This window comes from Gammaproteobacteria bacterium (genome assembly GCA_024235095.1).
Classification (GTDB): domain Bacteria; phylum Pseudomonadota; class Gammaproteobacteria; order Competibacterales; family Competibacteraceae; genus UBA2383.
In genome coordinates, this window is the sequence record JACKNC010000001.1 from 1,193,507 (window position 1) to 1,209,125 (window position 15,619).

Sequence of the window (15,619 nt, forward strand, 5' to 3'; positions counted from 1 at the left end):
GCAGACATGTAAGCCTGAATCTTCAGGCTTTACCATTCTTCAAAAATTAAAAGCGTCAACTGTATATCTGGCTTCCTCGAACGCCTCTATGGAAGCTCGATGATAAGCAGATATGTGGGCGCAATCTCTAATATTTCAGGCGCATACTGAGCAATATAGCGCGTTCCGGTTGAAATAAGAAAATTAGAATCAATAGGTTATGGTAAATTTCGTCAAGAAGCGTCTCTGTACAGAGGACATAAATACATCCTGACGCGCTGGGTCAAGGTAAGCGGTTGCGCTCCATCAGAAACCAGGTGCCATCGCCTTGCGGAAAGCTGGGATCGCGGTGATAACCAAATCCATAGTCGATTAATTGCAGCGCCGGATACCGGTCCAGCATCTCGCCGCAAAAGTCCCTTTTGAACAGCCGATCTGAATGACCACGGTAATTAACGCTGACCGGGGTTGGATTATAATACTCACACACCATCAGGTAGCGGCTTGTCGCTTCATACAGTTTGGCATAGACCAAATCCAAAAATTCCGGATTGATATGAATCAGCACCCCCTTGATGAGCACAAGATCCCACACCTTTCGCACTGTCGATGGATCAAAGTCAAGAATCGAGGTCGCAAATACCTGGTCAGGGGGAAGATGCCGGCGCAATTGACTGACTGCGTCTGGGTTAATCTCGACTGCATACTGGTTTTGTTCCGGGTACAGCAATTTTAAAGCGCGCAGATTCATACCCACATTCGCGCCAAATTCGATGCATGCCCTGATTTTTTGCGCTTTTGCCAAAGCCCTGCTGAACAACGCCAAATTCGAAGCGAGTAGTTGGGTTCCCTGATTACGCCCGATGTATTCGTTGCCAAATTCGCCAGCCCAGAATGCTTCCTGTTCAGTCTTAAATGTTTTATCCAACGTCATTAGATGGTTGACCTTTTTCAAATAATGCCTGATAGATGAGTTCAGCGCGCCGCCAGTCGTCTTCCGTATCAATATCCTGTACTCGCCAGCGGGGTATCAGGATTGGGCAAGAATGCCGATCAAAAACGCGCTGATGAGATAACCATGCTTCTGGCCGACCCCAATAAAACTGTCCAGCGTCGTGCAGCGCAACCGGCAGATCCTGCGAACGTGTGGTGAAATGCTCCGGGAAGAACATCTGCAACCCGCCTTCTGGGTGGGTGCGAAATGCGCGAAAGATCGGTGAGGCGTATTCAGTGACGGTAAAAGCGTAAGCCCAAGCGCCTGTTTGCAACTTTTGTAGTCCACGTCGGAGATCCTCGACCTGGACAAAAGGGGCGGTCGCGTAGAGACAACACACGGCCTCAACAGATTGCTGCTGATCGATCATCCATTGCGTGGCATGTGCGATAACCTCTGTTGTTCCCGTAAAATCGTTCGCTAATTCTGCCGGACGCATGAAGGGTGCTTCAGCGCCATACACTTTAGCAACTTCGGCAATCTCTACGTCGTCGGTCGAGACTACAATCTTATCGAAAAGCCGACTGTCGCGCGCCGCGGCAATGGAATAAGCAATCATCGGCTTGCCGCAAAAATTTTTGATGTTTTTACGCGGGATACGCTTACTGCCGCCGCGCGCTGGAATAATGGCTAGTTTCATGCCCGCCTTCCTCCATTCGCATCGTCTATCCCCATGATTTTGGCAAGTGCGCTTATTACTTGGTCTACATCATGATCGTTCATTGCCGGAAAAATCGGCAAGCTGAGAATCTGTTCATAGGCCGCTTCGGCCACCGGACAAAGTCCTGGTCCCGTCCTGAACCGTTCCCGATAAAAAGGATGCAGATGCACGGGAATATAATGCACATTCACGCCAATCCCTGCCGCCCGCAGCGCTGCAAACATGTCAGTACGCGATTTTCCCAGCTGCTCCGGGTCCAGTCGCACGACATATAGGTGATAAGCATGACTAACGCTGGCCCGCACCGCCAGCGGTTTGACGCCGGGGATTTCCGCCAGCGCTTTGTCATAAACCCGGGTGATTGCCTGACGCCGGGCCACCCAATTGGGCAACTTGCGCAACTGACTGATGCCTAACGCACACTGAAAATCAGTGAGACGGTAGTTATAACCCAGTTCCACCATCTCGTAGAACCAGGAATTCTGTTGCTCCCGCTGACGATGATCAGTGGCAATGCCATGATTGCGGAATCGCCGCATCCGCTGCGCCCATTGTGGATCATCAGTGGTGATTACACCTCCTTCGCCTGTCGTGATCGGCTTGACTGGATGCAGGCTGAAGGCGCTCAAATCCGCAAGACTGCCAACCGGACGCCCCTGGTCGTTTCCACCTAACGCATGGCAGGCATCTGCGACCAGAGCCAGATCGTGACGATCAGCGATCATCCGCAGCGCATCGTAATCACATGGCTGGCCGGCATAATCCACAGCGATCACCGCCCGGGTGCGCGAGGTGATGCGCGCATCCACCGCATCCGGATCTAGCAACAGCGTCTCCGGGTCAACATCAGCGAACACCGGCGTTCCTCCCTGAAACACCACGCTGTTCGCCGTCGCTGCAAAGGTCATGGCTGGCACGATCACCTCATCCCCAGGCCCTATGCCCAGCGCAGCCATTACCGTATGCAGCGCTGCTGTGCCACTGCTGACCGCTACGGCTTCGCGCATTCCCACGAAATCGGCAAAAGCCTGTTCAAATTCAGCTATCTTTGGTCCGGTGGTCAACCAATTAGAGCGCAATACTGCGACAACCGCTGCAATGTCGTCTTCATCCAACCATTGACGGCCATAAGGCAGCATGGCCCGAAATGTCCCATCATCCGCCAGTGGATTTGCCATCAATAAGTGGCCTCAACGATCCCACGTAGTTCATCCACCGATAACCATTGATCATTACTGTCGCTAGCATAAGCAAAACCATCCGGCAACGATTGCCCCTGCAAACTCTTCTCACAGCACCACCAGGAATGCTCTGGATGAATCACAAACAGATCTTCCAACGCTATAGCATGTCGCGCCTCATCCACTGAGATGAGTGATTCATGAAGTTTCTCGCCGGGACGAATTCCGGTCTCTTGCACTTGGCAATCGGGCGCTACTGCCTTTACCAAATCCAGGATACCCATGCTGGGAATACGCGGAACAAATACCTCACCTCCCCGCATTAACCCAATCGCCTGAATGACAAATCGCACTCCCTGTTCCAAAGTCAGCCAAAAACGGGTCATACGCGGATCAGTAATCGTTACCACGCCATTGGTGCGCTGGCTGAGAAATACTGGGACCACACTGCCTCGACTTCCCACCACGTTGCCGTAACGCACACAGCTAAAGCAAGTTGGGCGGTCGCCCGTGTAAGCATTGCCATGCACAAACAGTTTTTCCGCACACAATTTGGTGGCTCCATACAGATTCACTGGATTGACTGCCTTGTCAGTGCTTAGCGCAATGACCTTGGCTACCCCACAGTCAATAGCAGCATCGATGATGTTCTGAGCACCAAGAACATTAGTTTTGATCGCTTCAAAGGGGTTATATTCACAGGCTGGCACTTGCTTGAGCGCCGCTGCGTGGACCACGATATCCACTTTTGCCTCGAACGCCCGGGTTAAACGGTCCCGGTCGCGCACGTCACCCAAGAAAAAGCTCAGTCGTTTATCCGGAATTAGGCGACTCATCTCGTGTTGCTTGAGTTCATCGCGGCTGAACACGATGATCCGACGAGGCTCGTGTTCCCGCAGGACCAGTTCGGTGAACTTGCGGCCAAACGAACCCGTGCCACCAGTGATTAATAAAGTTTTATTTGTCAGATTCATCTTGATTCTCATTCGGGCACAATAGGAGTAGGGAAGATTTTGCCTCCCAGCAATTCCCGACCAGTTGATTAATAATTGATTTTCATCAATTTTTTTATTTATATGCAGGACTGCATTAAGAAAAACGCCTTTGGGATATTCAATATCCTGGAAAATAGAGACCGGGAATTTCTGTTCACCTCCCCTCCCCCTAAACCGTGTGAGCGGAGCGGATCCCCATAGACAAAGCCTTTTGGCGTCAGCAACCACCTTGCCGCAATCAACAGCGCCGCAGGGTCCTCCACATGTTCAGGCATCTTGTTAAAGGGGATCGCATCAAACAAGCCTACATCTCCAGTTCTAGCAAATCCTGGACCAAAGAATCAACACTTACCACGCTTTGCAGGTACTCCACCGTGCGCGCATCCCGTTCCAACGCCATCACCCACTAACCATTTTTTCATCTATTACTGCAGGGAATACACCCAACCCGGCGCTGACATCCAGTAAGCGCGGTTGTTGCCTTTCATCGATCCCACGCCACCGGGCAAAGACGCGAACGCGCGCTACCCGCTGACAGTTATCCGGCTCGTTCATACGGAAGCGCCATAATTTTGGCGAATTGCCGCCGCATTCCATCTACCCCACCATAGGTCTTCCCGCAACCGTCCCGCCACGTCGCGCAGTGAACCCCGGAAGCAGTTGACCGTTCGCGCCTGACAAAATGACTCAACCGGGTCATCGTCCGCCTGATCGGAAGTCGCCACCACCAGCGGCAGACCTGAAGTTGTCGTGCGCAAACGCCGGATCAGCAACTCCAGCAGAGTAACGGATCCCAGATCCGCCAGAATTTTGCCAGGCAGTCTGCTGGAACTCATCCTGGCCTGAATGATGATTAATTCATCCATCGTTGACCTGAACCGATAATCATGCGTCGCTCGCCCAAGATCGTTGTTAAACAACGGGGTCAATACCCAACTTTCGCAACTGCGCCGCCAACCGTTCCGCGCGTTGCTCAGCGCTCCCCGCGCGCTCGGCACTGGTCGGAATTAGCTGACCGGTTTGATCAACCCAGCGCAGCCAGCTGATGCTCACCTTCATATTTTCCTTGCCAGAGCGTCACTCCCAGACCCACATCCTTGAACTGCGAGCCGACTTTCTCCACATAGGCTTGGCCCACTAACTGGTAAATGCGCAACATTCGGTCAGACAGCTGACGCCATGGGTCAAAGATTACATAATAGCCAACAGCCGCTGCCGCATACTTGTGGAGTTTCTCCTGATCTTCGCCACCTTCCCGATTAGATACAATCTCAATCGCCACCAGTGGCGGTTTGCCCTGTTCCCAGGTAAAGTAGGAGTGGTTGGCTTTTTCGCTCAAATCCGCGCCAAGACCTACGACATCCAGCGCGAGCATGACGTCTGGAACCAGTGGCGGTTCGCGCAAGGCGTAAAACAGGCCAACATTCGCCAGGGCCAGGAAGGGTCGGTGACCGGGCGCATACTCTGCCGGCCCCGTCCAGGCGCTATAGAGCGGTTCGGTCAGCAAACGTTTCTGTTTTTCTGACAGAATATTATCCACTGGCGTTTCATCCTCAGTGATTAACCCTTCCATTTCGCGCCTTACCTCAACGCGAATCGCCACCATATCCTCTTCCCAAGGCGGCCAGTTTTGCGGAGCATTCGGTACAGCATTCATCATTTATCCCTCTTTCGTGAAAGAAAAGGCATAAGGTTACGGCTACCGCAACTGTTGCAAAGCCCGAATCCCCTGCTCCAGTCCTTCCAGGGTGAGGGGGTACATGCGGTCGCTCATCAGCTCGCGAACCATCTGAATCGAAGGAATGTAACTCCAGCGGTTGGACGACTGGGGATTCAGCCAGATCGCACGGGGCCACGCGGCAAGTAGCCGACTCATCCACACATCGCCGGCCTCGGGATTAAAATGCTCGACGCTACCTCCTGGATAGGTGATCTCGTAAGGACTCATCGTAGCGTCGCCGACCAGAATCAGCTTGTAATCCCGCGTGAAGGTATGCAGCACCGTCAGAGTGTCGATCTTCTCGGTGTAGCGGCGGCGGTTATCCTTCCACAGCCCCTCGTAGACCATGTTATGAAAGTAGAAATACTCCAGATGCTTGAACTCGCTGCGCGCCGCCGAGAACAACTCCTCGCAGGCCCGGACATGATCATCCATCGAGCCGCCCACATCCAGAAACAGAAGCACTTTCACCGCATTATGCCGCTCCGGCACCATTTTCAGATCCAGCCAGCCCGCATTGCGCGCAGTGGAACGAATTGTGTCGTCCAAGTCTAGCTCTTCAGCCGCGCCCTCACGGGCAAACCGGCGCAGACGACGCAGCGCAACCTTGATGTTGCGCGTCCCGAGTTCCACCGTGTCGTCCAGATTGCGGAACTCGCGACGGTCCCAGACCTTGACCGCCCGGCGATGACGTGACTGATCCTGTCCGATGCGGATGCCTTCCGGATTGTAACCGTAGGCTCCGTAAGGCGAAGTGCCGGCGGTGCCGATCCATTTATTGCCGCCCTGATGACGTCCCTCCTGCTCGGCCATCCGTTGCGCAAAGGTTTCCATCAATTTTTCCCAGCCCCCCATCGACTCGATCAGTTGCTGGTCCTCTTCACTCAAGGTCAACTCCGCTAACTTGCGCAGCCATTCCAGCGGTACTTTAGCGCCGACCAGTCCATCGAACAGGGTTTCCAGTCCCTTGAAGTGGCTGGCGAACACTTGATCGAAGCGGTCGTAATGGCGTTCGTCCTTGATCAGGGCCGCCCGCGCCAGATAATAGAATTCTTCAACGCTATGAGCCGTGACCCGCTGATGCAGAGCTTCCAGCAGGGTTAAAAATTCGGTCAAGGTGACAGGTATACTGGCCTTGCGCAGCTTGAAAAAAAAGTCGGTCATCATCGATCTTCTCCGCGAGAGACCTTGACGCTCACGCCGGGGGAGAGAGCGGGGCGTCGTTCCATTCAATCCTTCTTGCGGCGACTCATAAATAGCAGCCGCTCAAACAAATGCACATCCTGCTCATTCTTCAGCAACGCCCCATACAGTGGCGGAATCAGCTTCCGCTGGTCACCGCGCAAGGCTTCGGGCGGGATGTCTTCGGCGACCAATAGTTTGATCCAGTCCAGCAATTCCGAAGTAGAAGGTCGCTTTTTCAGACCCGGCGCCTCGCGAATTTCGAAGAACGCTTCCAACGCCTCGCTCAGCAACCGTTTCTTCAAATCCGGATAATGCACCCGCACGATTTGTTCCATGGTTTCCTTGTCGGGAAAGCGGATGTAATGGAAAAAGCAACGGCGCAGGAAGGCGTCCGGCAATTCCTTCTCATTGTTGCTGGTGATAATAATGATTGGACGGTGGTGGGCCTTGACGGTCTGCCGCGTCTCGTAGACATAGAACTCCATACGGTCGAGTTCCAACAGCAGGTCATTCGGAAATTCAATATCAGCTTTGTCGATCTCATCGATCAGCAACACCGGTTGCACGTCGGCGGTAAATGCTTCCCACAATTTACCCTTGACGATGTAGTTGCTAATGTCATGCACTCGCCCTTCGCCCAGTTGGGAATCGCGCAGCCGCGAGACAGCATCGTATTCATACAACCCTTGCTGGGCCTTGACGGTCGACTTGATATGCCACTGGATAAACGGACGGTTGAGGGCAAGGGCGACTTCCTCGGCCAACTGGGTCTTGCCAGTGCCCGGCTCGCCTTTCACCAACAGGGGCCGACCCAGGGTTACGGCAGCGTTCACCGCCATCATCAGATCATCAGTGGCAACATAGCGTTCGGTGCCATGAAAGCGGCCTTCGGTCATCTGGAGTCTCCTTGGAATGCGGGCGGCGACAAAAAGTCATATTGCCGCTCATTATAAAAAAATGCTTCATTATTCTTTATGTTTGGATTGCTGCTTCTGCTATGGTTAAGCATGGACAGCATTGATAGCGGGTAAGTTTAACAGGCAAACCGGATGTCGCCGCATTCCGCGAAAGCTGATCCATGCATTTTCAATATAATAAGTTTCATGGAGCCATACCAACCGCATCCGACCAAGCGCCACGCCCCTATCCCCTGACTGGAGGATTGTACCGATGAAAGCACGCAACATTCTCGAAACGATAGGCAATACCCCTCATGTCCGCGTCAACCGGTTGTTTGCCAACCGCAAGGTCGAGGTCTGGATGAAATTGGAGCGGGCTAACCCTGGTGGTAGCATCAAGGATCGCATTGGATTAGCCATGATTGAAGACGCCGAAGAACGCGGCTTACTCAAACCTGGCACGGTGATGGTCGAACCGACCTCGGGTAACACCGGCATCGGTTTAGCCATGGTCGCCGCCGCCAAGGGCTATCGACTGATCCTAACCATGCCGGAATCGATGTCGTTGGAACGGCGGCGCTATCTAGCGGCGCTCGGCGCGGAGCTGGTGCTGACACCCAAGGAGAAGGGGATGCCGGGCGCTATTGAGAAAGCGCAGGAGCTGCTGGAAAGCACGCCCAACGCCTGGATGCCGCAGCAGTTCGAAAATCCCGCCAATGTGGAAATCCACCGCCGCGCCACGGCGCAGGAAATCCTCTCCGACTTTCCAGAAGGATTCGATTTCATGATTACCGGAGTCGGCACCGGCGGCCATATCACCGGCTGCGCCGAAGTGTTGAAGGAAAAATTCCCGCATCTGAAGGTGTTGGCGGTTGAACCTTCGGCCTCGCCGGTCCTAAGCGGCGGCCAGCGCGGTCCGCACCCAATTCAGGGGATTGGCGCTGGTTTTATACCCAAGGTGCTAAATACGCAAATCCTGGACGGCGTCATTCAGGTCGCCCATGAGGATGCCTTTAAGTACGCTGTCCGTTGCGTCAAGGAGGAAGGCATTTTCATTGGCATCTCCTCGGGCGCATCGCTGGCAGCAATTGCGCAAAAGTTGCCGGAGATTCCTGATGGCAGCCGGATTTTGACGTTCTGCTATGATACCGGCGAGCGTTATCTGTCAGTGGCGGGGTTGTTTGACTAAGTCACAGTCATACCGAATACCGAGTTGCAGGAGTCGGCTTGCAGGCGATAATCCATTGGATCACCAACAAGCCAGTTCCTGCAAAAGCTCAATTTCTATTGAGCAGCGGTATAACAATCAATCATCATTTATTCTTTCGTAGGAGAATTGGAGCTAAAAGGTGACCGCTTTGTCATCTTCGCCATCCAGGTCAACTAACGATAAACTTCTAGGATAAGTACGACCAACCAAGCGGGGAAAACATGATGGATATTCAGGAACAACGCCAGGGTAATATCATTGTGCTGGGGCCAGTGGGCCGATTGGATAGCTTGAACTGTCGCGAATTCGAAAGCCGCCTGTTGAGTGCGCTCAATGAGAGCGGCAAGGTGTTGGTGGATTGCGCGGCGCTGGAATACATCAGCAGCGCCGGGTTACGGGTCCTGCTGGTCGCGGCCAAGCAGGCGCGCGCCGCCAATGGTCAACTAGCTCTGGCTGCGCTGCGCGACAACCCGCGCGAGGTGTTCGATATCAGCGGATTTTCGGCGATTTTCTCTATCCACTCGACGGTCGAGACCGCAATCGCTTCTTTCGGCTAATCGCACACTCCGCGGGTTGCTTTGCGAGGAAGACCGCCATGCTGCGAACGGGCCAACATCTGGGCGCTTATCGTATCGAAACCCTGCTCGGTCGTGGCGCTATGGGTATGGTTTATCGGGGCGTCCGTCTCAGCGATAACCAGCCAGTCGCCATTAAGACGGTGCATACCGATCTGTTGGTGGGACCGGAGCGAGAAGCGATACTGAGTCGGTTTCGCCAGGAGGCCGCAATTGGCATGCGCCTGCGTCATCCCCTGATTGTGCGGATCCATGATTACGGGGAGCAGGACGAGATTCTCTATTTGACCATGCAGCTGATCGAAGGTCAGGAACTCGGGCAGTTGCTGGAACAGCAGCCAACGCTGCCGTTGCGCATGAATCTGGCCATCGTACTCCAGATATTGAGCGCCCTGGCCTATGCTCACGGGCAAGGCGTCATTCACCGCGACATCAAACCGTCAAATATCCTGGTTCGTCGCGACTACACGATCGCCTTGACCGATTTCGGCATCGCCCATATCCATGGTTCCGAACTGACGCATACCGGCGAATTGCTCGGGTCGCCATTGTACATGCCGCCAGAGCAATTGCGTGGGGAATCGGTCGATGAGCGCGCCGACCTGTTTTCAGTGGGAGTGGTGTTTTATTACCTGTTGACGCATCGTAAGCCATTTGTCGCCGATTCATTAGCCGCGCTCATGCACAAGGTTCTACAGGAAGAGCCTGCGCCGCCCTCAGCCATCAACCGTGAATTACCCACAGTATTCGACGGCCTGCTGCAGCGAGCGCTGGCCAAGCGTTCGGCCCAGCGCTTTAAGAACGCGCGCGAATTCGCCGCGGCGCTGCGCCAGGCGCGGATCAATGCGCTGGAAGCCACGGTGGCGTTGTCCGCCAAGGGCGAAAAGGCAAAATCAGCCGTCCTGCCTGCCCAGTCTGATCAGGAACAATCCACCATCGTCATTCTGACCACCGAGACACTGGTTGAGCAGATGGCGGCCTTGATGCAACAGTGTTTGATGGAACGGGCCACTCGACCGCGACTTCAGCAGCTGGCGGAACAGTTTGACCGGTGGTTTGCCCTGAAAGCGCGCGTACCGTCGCAAATGAAAAGTAATGTTGCAGGACAACGCCTGCAGGAATGGTGCGCTGGCGAGACGTTGATGGCTCTGGTTGAACGGATTCACCACGACGCGCCCCTTCCAGGGCAAGTCCTGGTTGAAGCGCGCGGCGACTGGCTGGAGCTGATCGGGTTGTTTGCGCTACTCCGTGATGCGGCGCATCGACTCGGCCTGGCGTCAACCCTGGATGCGGCGCGCGATCAGATGATCCAGGAACTGACCAGCGCAGTTTTCCACTACTCGAATGCATTAAATCGGTTGCTATTCAGTGAAGATAACCCCCAGCTGATCCGTATTTCTGCGGATTTCACCCGGCTGGAATTATTACAGTTGGCTCTGGAGGAATTAGGCGCTGATGTTGAAATGCGCACCATGCAGCAGACGCTGTTGCTGTTCGCAAATCAGGTCATGAGCAAAATCAATGCACTGATCCGTCAGTTTCTCGACAGTCAGGATCCATTAGCGCGTTTCGAGGTAACGAGTCTGCTGATCGAAGTTGAGGAAATGATTGTATTGGCGGAGCGTCTGCTCGAATGGGGCGCGGGAACCGCCGCTGTGGAAGCGGTCGGGCCAGGCGGGACGACAATGACCGAGTTTCTCGGAAGCACCCAGGCGTTGGGCCGGTTGCTCGCCGATGAATTGATTCAGCAATTCGAACAGGAGCGAAGCCGTGTGATGGAGCCTGGGGAGTCTGCTTTCGTCTTCGGTCAAGCCATTTTTGTGGGTCGACTACGCCAACTGGGATTGCTCTACCGATTCGCCGCGCGTCTGGAACCCAGTGTGCAAATCGAGTCCCTGCACCAATTAACAGCTGAAGTCTATCGCTGTTTGGAGCAACTGACTGAAAAATTGCTGACGACCCTGGAAATGCTGGATCCTCAGCAATCGGTGGCTACCACGAATCTATTGTGGGTGCGTTTGTCGGTGGTTGCTGAACTGGCCGAGCAGTTTTCCTGGCGGGAATTGCACCAGCGCATTCTGGTGGCCATTCGCCACCGGGTCATCGCGGTTTAAGGCCCGCTGGTTTCAAGGATTCCTGAGCGGGTCCTCGATACGCCAGCGCCAACAGGGTCAAATCATCAGCGGGCGGCGCGCCGTCTGCGAAAGTCTGTACCGCTTTAGTGACGGTGGCGATGAGCGACTGGGGATTGTCCGGCGCCAGCGCTAATGTCGCCTCAAGGCGATGGGTCGTGAATTCCTCGTTGCGTGGGTTAATCGCCTCGGTCACGCCATCCGTGTAAAACAGTAGGCGCTCGCCCGGCTCCAGGACGAGACGCCCCTCAGCGAAGGGCAAGTCGCCGATGATCCCCAACGCCATGCCGCCGGTCAAGGGCAGCGCCGTCACCGTGCGATCGGCGGCGATACGGTAGGGAGGATTGTGCCCGGCGTTGGCATAGCGAAATTCCCCACTGACCGGATCAAGCGTTCCATAGCATACAGTGACGAACATCGCCGTCGCATTGTCCTCGCTCAACAAGGCGTTTGCTTGTTCCATGCAGCACCCTGGGTCTGGCACGATTTGCGCAACGGCATGAATGACGGTGCGGGCGACCGCCATGAATAGCGCGGCGGCGACGCCCTTGTCCGATACGTCGGCGATGACCAGTCCTAAACGGCCATCAGGCAGATCAAAGAAATCGTAAAAATCGCCGCCTACTTCACCAAACGGGTGCAATTCAGCAAATAAATCAAACGCTGCTCTTTTCGGAAAACTGGCCGGCAGCAACGAACGCTGAATGCTTGCCGCGATGTGTAACTCCTGGCGCAGCTTGGTCAATTGGCTGCGCGCGACCTGGGCCTGATGAAACTGCTCAACGGTATTGGCCAGACGACCAATTTCATCGTCACGGGAGGAATTGGCGGTCAGCTTCGGCATGCGGGCATCGCCGCGACCCAGAGCGTTGAGAACGCCAATGACCTGATTCAGTGGACAGAACGCCCGGCGCAATGACCAATGCAGTCCTCCCAGAAACAAGGTAAGCGCAACAATGACGCTGCCATGCGAAAGAGCGTCCAGCAGAATATCCCGCCAGTAGGCTGTGGTAATATCCTCGATAGTGAGCAAAATCACTGCCTTCTCGCCAAACAAATCCTGCAAGGGCAATCCAGCAACTGTGTAGACTCGACCCTCATAGGATTCATTACGAACCCGGCGGTCGTGGTGAGGCGTCAATTGATTGGCCAAGCGTTGCCATAATGTCGGATCGGTGCCTTGATCCAGGGCGCCGTTGTCGTACTGGAAAAACGCTGGCGCGTTGACGCTAGCGGCGAAAGCCGGCAGCAGGTGATCGACATGCAGATACAGCGTGCTGATCGCGGTGGGGCCTGTTCGATCTAACAATGGAAAGGCGACAGCCAGGCTGTAATGGCCAGCACGCAACGGAACGAGTCCCAGAAGAGGTTGACCCGCGCGGAGTGTAGCGTCGATCAACTGTGGAGACAGTACGCGCGGCTTGGCTGGATCAGATGAGCCATCCTTTATAAAATCGTCGTTTTCGGTACTGAAGAATAGATTGCCATTCAAGATGACGGTTTCAAAGGAAATCGGCGGAGCACTGGTTTGCAAGTTGGCGACGAATTCCACCAGACTCCGCGCGTAACCGGCGCGATCGCGCTGCGTCAGCGTGCGTAATGCCTCTTGATTGCGGGTAATCGTCGGAATCAGGGATGTCAGGCGTTGCAATTCAGCGCTGGCAATGCCGTTCCAGGTGTTTTGGTAGCCCGTCAGCAGCATTTCCTGGTAGCGGCGTTCGGCCTCCCATTCACGTAACCGTCCTTCCAGCATCAGGCCACCGGCCACGACGATGAAAGAAAGCGTGACGCTCAGGGTGATGCGGGTGCGCAATTTCATGGCGGGAGGGGACGCGCATAACGCAGGCGCAGAACGTTCTGTTCCATAGCAGCAGCATAACCCCAGTAACCGGCTGCCAGCAGACGCCGTTGCTCAGCCATCGCGGAAACTTCGATGGTCACGACACTGGCGGGATCGAGAGACGATGAACCGCGCAGATCGGCATGGAGCAGATAGCGAAGCTGATCGCCGCTGAGCCACTTGACGCCTTTGATCCGCAACCCAACCGCCAGCAGATTACGCCAACTGTACGGATTACCGGGCGCGGAAACCGCAGCAACCTGCCAGCGATGAACGACATGGGCCAATTCCAAGCGCCACTCGCACAAACGGCGATGCAAGCCGTTGCCGCGCCATTCGGGCCGCACCGCCACTCCGATCAACTGGGCCATCCGGTTCCATTCGCTGGCCGGCAGACCCAGATCCTCAAGGAACCGGTCATAGCGGTAATCCGGCCCTGCCGGTAAGCCCAGAATCCCATAGGCGATCAATCGATCCCCGGCGAACACGCCCAGGGTGTGTCCTTCGCCGTTGAAATGGTGGGCAAAAAAAGCCTCGGAGTCCACGCGCACCAGTCCCGGCTCCGGCACTCTGCGCAACGCTTCCTGATGGATATCCTGCACTTCAGCCAGCGCAGCTGATTCCAGCAGGCGAGCAAAAAAGGGAACCTGCACCGGTTGGCCGTCTCGCCGGGTAAGCAGTCCGATGCGGCGAAAGTCAGTCGGGACTTCAATCCGGTGATCAAGACTCATTCCAGCACCTCGGCATAATTGAGGATCGCCAGTGGCGGGTAAAGATCCAGTTGGCGAGCGACCGGCAACTTGACGAAATAGGTGAGGCGATGGAGGGTTTCAATCGGAATATCCCAGGGCTTTTGGTTCTGGAGCAAGATTTGCTCAACCTTGAAGGCGGTGAAACGACCCAGATGCCAGTAGGGTGCCACCAGCCCAAGGATGATGGGGCTATCGAAAATGGGACGCTCGGTGGCGGCGAATACCGGCAGGTGGTGACGCAATGCCTCGCGCGTCAGTGTTTGGCGATGTTCGCCAATGAAGGTATCCGGTCCTAGTGGGCTGACACAGAAGTTTTGACAGGTTCAGAGGTTTCTAGGTCCACCGGGGTTTCAGAAGATTTCAAGGGAGGATAGAGGCGCTTGAGTTTGACCCGGGCCAAGTCGGTGCCGAACTGCCAGTGGATTTTGGTCTGACGTAGGTTGCGTGGGCCTTGCCAAGCGGCGATTTCCTTCCGCAAAGTTTCGAGGTTCGCAATGCGGCGATTCAAACACTGGCCGGCGAGAACAGCGAACTCACATTCCGCCATATTGAGCCAACTGCCATGCTTGGGGGTGTAATGAAATTCGAGCTTGCGGGTGATCCGGCGGGCTTCCTCTGGAGAAAAGACACTATACAAGGCCGCAGGAGTGTGGGTATTGAGGTTATCCACGACCAACCGGATTCGCTCCGCCTTCGGAAAGTACACATCAACGAGTTGCTGCATTTGCTGGGCAAAATCGCGTTTGGTGCGCTGTTTCGTGACATTAACATGACGCCACCCGCGCAAGGGTTGTACGAATAGAAATAAATTGGCGGTGCCTTCGCGTTTGTATTCACAGTCATAGCGCGCCGGTTGACCCGGGCGGGCGGGTTGAGGACAGCGGGTTTCGCTGGTCAATTGCACCGGACTTTCATCGAAGCACACTTGGGGGTATTGAGGATCATCGGGTTCGGCGTACAGGTCCAACACATCCTCCATATGCCAAACATAATCGGGACTGACACTGGGAATACACCATTCTTGACGTTGCCAGGGTTTGAGGTCGTTTTTTTAAGGATGCGCCGCACACTCTCACGGGAAATGGCTTCGATGGGCCGGAGTTCCATGAAGCGGTCCGCTAACAATTGGAGAGTCCACTGACAACGGCCAGCGGGCGGGGTACTACAGGCCAAGGCGACCAGAAAGGCGGCCTGTTTGCCGGTCAAGGCCGGGGGCAAACCGACTCGTGGCCGCTCGCTTAACGCCGCCAGCAACCCTTCGTCGACAAACCGTTGACGGGTACGATGAACGGTCGAAATCCCCAAGTGAAGGCTTTGGGCAATGGCCTCATCCGTCGCCCCTTCCGCAGCCTGCAGCAACACATGGGCACGGGCAACCTTGCGCGCCGCTGCCTTGCCTTTATGAATGACCTTCAGCAGGTCTTCCCGCTCCTCTTCAGTTAGATCAACCAGATACTTGTGGGCCATGGTGATTCCTCCTGTTGATCTCAACCATA

At 55.1% G+C, this 15,619-nt stretch carries 15 protein-coding genes and 1 pseudogene; 3 read left to right on the plus strand and 13 right to left on the minus strand.

Translation table 11 applies throughout. The features are described 5' to 3' along the window. Positions 1-262: 262 nt before the first annotated feature. The 9 genes from H6973_05330 to H6973_05370 form a co-directional block, all read right to left on the minus strand. Positions 263-913 (minus strand): pseudaminic acid biosynthesis-associated methylase, encoded by a 651-nt coding sequence (locus H6973_05330; GenBank protein MCP5125061.1) that lies wholly within the window; start codon positions 911-913, stop codon positions 263-265. Then, on the minus strand, positions 900-1,613 hold the full coding sequence (gene pseF / locus H6973_05335; GenBank protein MCP5125062.1) for a pseudaminic acid cytidylyltransferase: 714 nt from the start codon (positions 1,611-1,613) through the stop codon (positions 900-902). The genes H6973_05330 and pseF overlap by 14 nt, the downstream gene beginning before the upstream one ends. Further along, the gene (pseC, locus tag H6973_05340; GenBank protein MCP5125063.1) at positions 1,610-2,773 is read right to left on the minus strand and encodes a UDP-4-amino-4,6-dideoxy-N-acetyl-beta-L-altrosamine transaminase; all 1,164 of its coding nucleotides are present in this window, start codon (positions 2,771-2,773) and stop codon (positions 1,610-1,612) included. The genes pseF and pseC overlap by 4 nt, the downstream gene beginning before the upstream one ends. Positions 2,774-2,811: 38 nt before the next feature. Beyond that, entirely contained in the window at positions 2,812-3,789 is a 978-nt protein-coding gene (pseB, locus tag H6973_05345) for a UDP-N-acetylglucosamine 4,6-dehydratase (inverting) (GenBank protein ID MCP5125064.1), read from the minus strand. A gap of 572 nt (positions 3,790-4,361) precedes the next feature. Beyond that, positions 4,362-4,646, minus strand: coding sequence for a hypothetical protein (locus H6973_05350; protein ID MCP5125065.1), 285 nt, complete (start codon positions 4,644-4,646; stop codon positions 4,362-4,364). A 76-nt stretch (positions 4,647-4,722) separates the two neighbouring features. Continuing rightward, positions 4,723-4,863 carry a hypothetical protein gene (locus H6973_05355; GenBank protein ID MCP5125066.1) on the minus strand — a complete coding sequence of 47 codons (141 nt, stop codon included), beginning with the start codon at positions 4,861-4,863 and terminating at the stop codon, positions 4,723-4,725. Further along, positions 4,835-5,470, minus strand: coding sequence for a Uma2 family endonuclease (locus H6973_05360; protein ID MCP5125067.1), 636 nt, complete (start codon positions 5,468-5,470; stop codon positions 4,835-4,837). The genes H6973_05355 and H6973_05360 overlap by 29 nt, the downstream gene beginning before the upstream one ends. Positions 5,471-5,509: 39 nt before the next feature. Next, complete coding sequence (locus H6973_05365; protein ID MCP5125068.1) at positions 5,510-6,697, minus strand: VWA domain-containing protein; 1,188 nt, start codon at positions 6,695-6,697, stop codon at positions 5,510-5,512. A 62-nt stretch (positions 6,698-6,759) separates the two neighbouring features. Then, positions 6,760-7,611: a MoxR family ATPase gene (locus H6973_05370; GenBank protein ID MCP5125069.1), complete on the minus strand. Its 852-nt coding sequence runs from the start codon at positions 7,609-7,611 to the stop codon at positions 6,760-6,762. Between the two features lie 274 nt (positions 7,612-7,885). Between H6973_05370 and cysK the strand changes: the two genes are divergently transcribed. From cysK to H6973_05385, 3 genes are all read left to right on the plus strand, one after another. Further along, complete coding sequence (cysK, locus tag H6973_05375; protein MCP5125070.1) at positions 7,886-8,803, plus strand: cysteine synthase A; 918 nt, start codon at positions 7,886-7,888, stop codon at positions 8,801-8,803. A gap of 245 nt (positions 8,804-9,048) precedes the next feature. After that, a complete protein-coding gene (locus H6973_05380; GenBank protein ID MCP5125071.1) occupies positions 9,049-9,381 on the plus strand; it encodes an STAS domain-containing protein in 333 nt (110 codons plus the stop codon). Positions 9,382-9,419: 38 nt separating this feature from the next. Continuing rightward, positions 9,420-11,513 (plus strand): serine/threonine protein kinase, encoded by a 2,094-nt coding sequence (locus H6973_05385; GenBank protein MCP5125072.1) that lies wholly within the window; start codon positions 9,420-9,422, stop codon positions 11,511-11,513. Here the strand turns inward: H6973_05385 and H6973_05390 are convergent. From H6973_05390 to H6973_05405, 4 genes and pseudogenes are all read right to left on the minus strand, one after another. Then, positions 11,500-13,350 carry a serine/threonine-protein phosphatase gene (locus H6973_05390; protein MCP5125073.1) on the minus strand — a complete coding sequence of 617 codons (1,851 nt, stop codon included), beginning with the start codon at positions 13,348-13,350 and terminating at the stop codon, positions 11,500-11,502. The genes H6973_05385 and H6973_05390 overlap by 14 nt on opposite strands. After that, positions 13,347-14,102 carry a hypothetical protein gene (locus H6973_05395; GenBank protein MCP5125074.1) on the minus strand — a complete coding sequence of 252 codons (756 nt, stop codon included), beginning with the start codon at positions 14,100-14,102 and terminating at the stop codon, positions 13,347-13,349. Before H6973_05395 ends, H6973_05390 begins: the two co-directional genes overlap by 4 nt. Then, a complete protein-coding gene (locus H6973_05400) occupies positions 14,099-14,365 on the minus strand; it encodes a hypothetical protein (protein ID MCP5125075.1) in 267 nt (88 codons plus the stop codon). Before H6973_05400 ends, H6973_05395 begins: the two co-directional genes overlap by 4 nt. Before the next feature lie 50 nt (positions 14,366-14,415). Then, positions 14,416-15,590: pseudogene (locus tag H6973_05405) on the minus strand (IS630 family transposase). Between the last annotated feature and the right edge of the window lie 29 nt (positions 15,591-15,619).

Bases quoted from the DNA above. Each gene is read 5' to 3' on its own strand.
- H6973_05385 (MCP5125072.1), top strand. From the start codon at position 9,420: ATGCTGCGAACGGGCCAACATCTGGGCGCTTATCGTATCGAAACCCTG.
- H6973_05390 (MCP5125073.1), bottom strand. From the start codon at position 13,350: ATGAAATTGCGCACCCGCATCACCCTGAGCGTCACGCTTTCTTTCATC.
- H6973_05350 (MCP5125065.1), bottom strand. From the start codon at position 4,646: ATGAGTTCCAGCAGACTGCCTGGCAAAATTCTGGCGGATCTGGGATCC.
- H6973_05360 (MCP5125067.1), bottom strand. From the start codon at position 5,470: ATGATGAATGCTGTACCGAATGCTCCGCAAAACTGGCCGCCTTGGGAA.
- pseC (MCP5125063.1), bottom strand. From the start codon at position 2,773: ATGCTGCCTTATGGCCGTCAATGGTTGGATGAAGACGACATTGCAGCG.
- H6973_05395 (MCP5125074.1), bottom strand. From the start codon at position 14,102: ATGAGTCTTGATCACCGGATTGAAGTCCCGACTGACTTTCGCCGCATC.
- pseF (MCP5125062.1), bottom strand. From the start codon at position 1,613: ATGAAACTAGCCATTATTCCAGCGCGCGGCGGCAGTAAGCGTATCCCG.
- H6973_05370 (MCP5125069.1), bottom strand. From the start codon at position 7,611: ATGACCGAAGGCCGCTTTCATGGCACCGAACGCTATGTTGCCACTGAT.
- H6973_05380 (MCP5125071.1), top strand. From the start codon at position 9,049: ATGGATATTCAGGAACAACGCCAGGGTAATATCATTGTGCTGGGGCCA.
- H6973_05330 (MCP5125061.1), bottom strand. From the start codon at position 913: ATGACGTTGGATAAAACATTTAAGACTGAACAGGAAGCATTCTGGGCT.
- pseB (MCP5125064.1), bottom strand. From the start codon at position 3,789: ATGAATCTGACAAATAAAACTTTATTAATCACTGGTGGCACGGGTTCG.
- cysK (MCP5125070.1), top strand. From the start codon at position 7,886: ATGAAAGCACGCAACATTCTCGAAACGATAGGCAATACCCCTCATGTC.
- H6973_05365 (MCP5125068.1), bottom strand. From the start codon at position 6,697: ATGATGACCGACTTTTTTTTCAAGCTGCGCAAGGCCAGTATACCTGTC.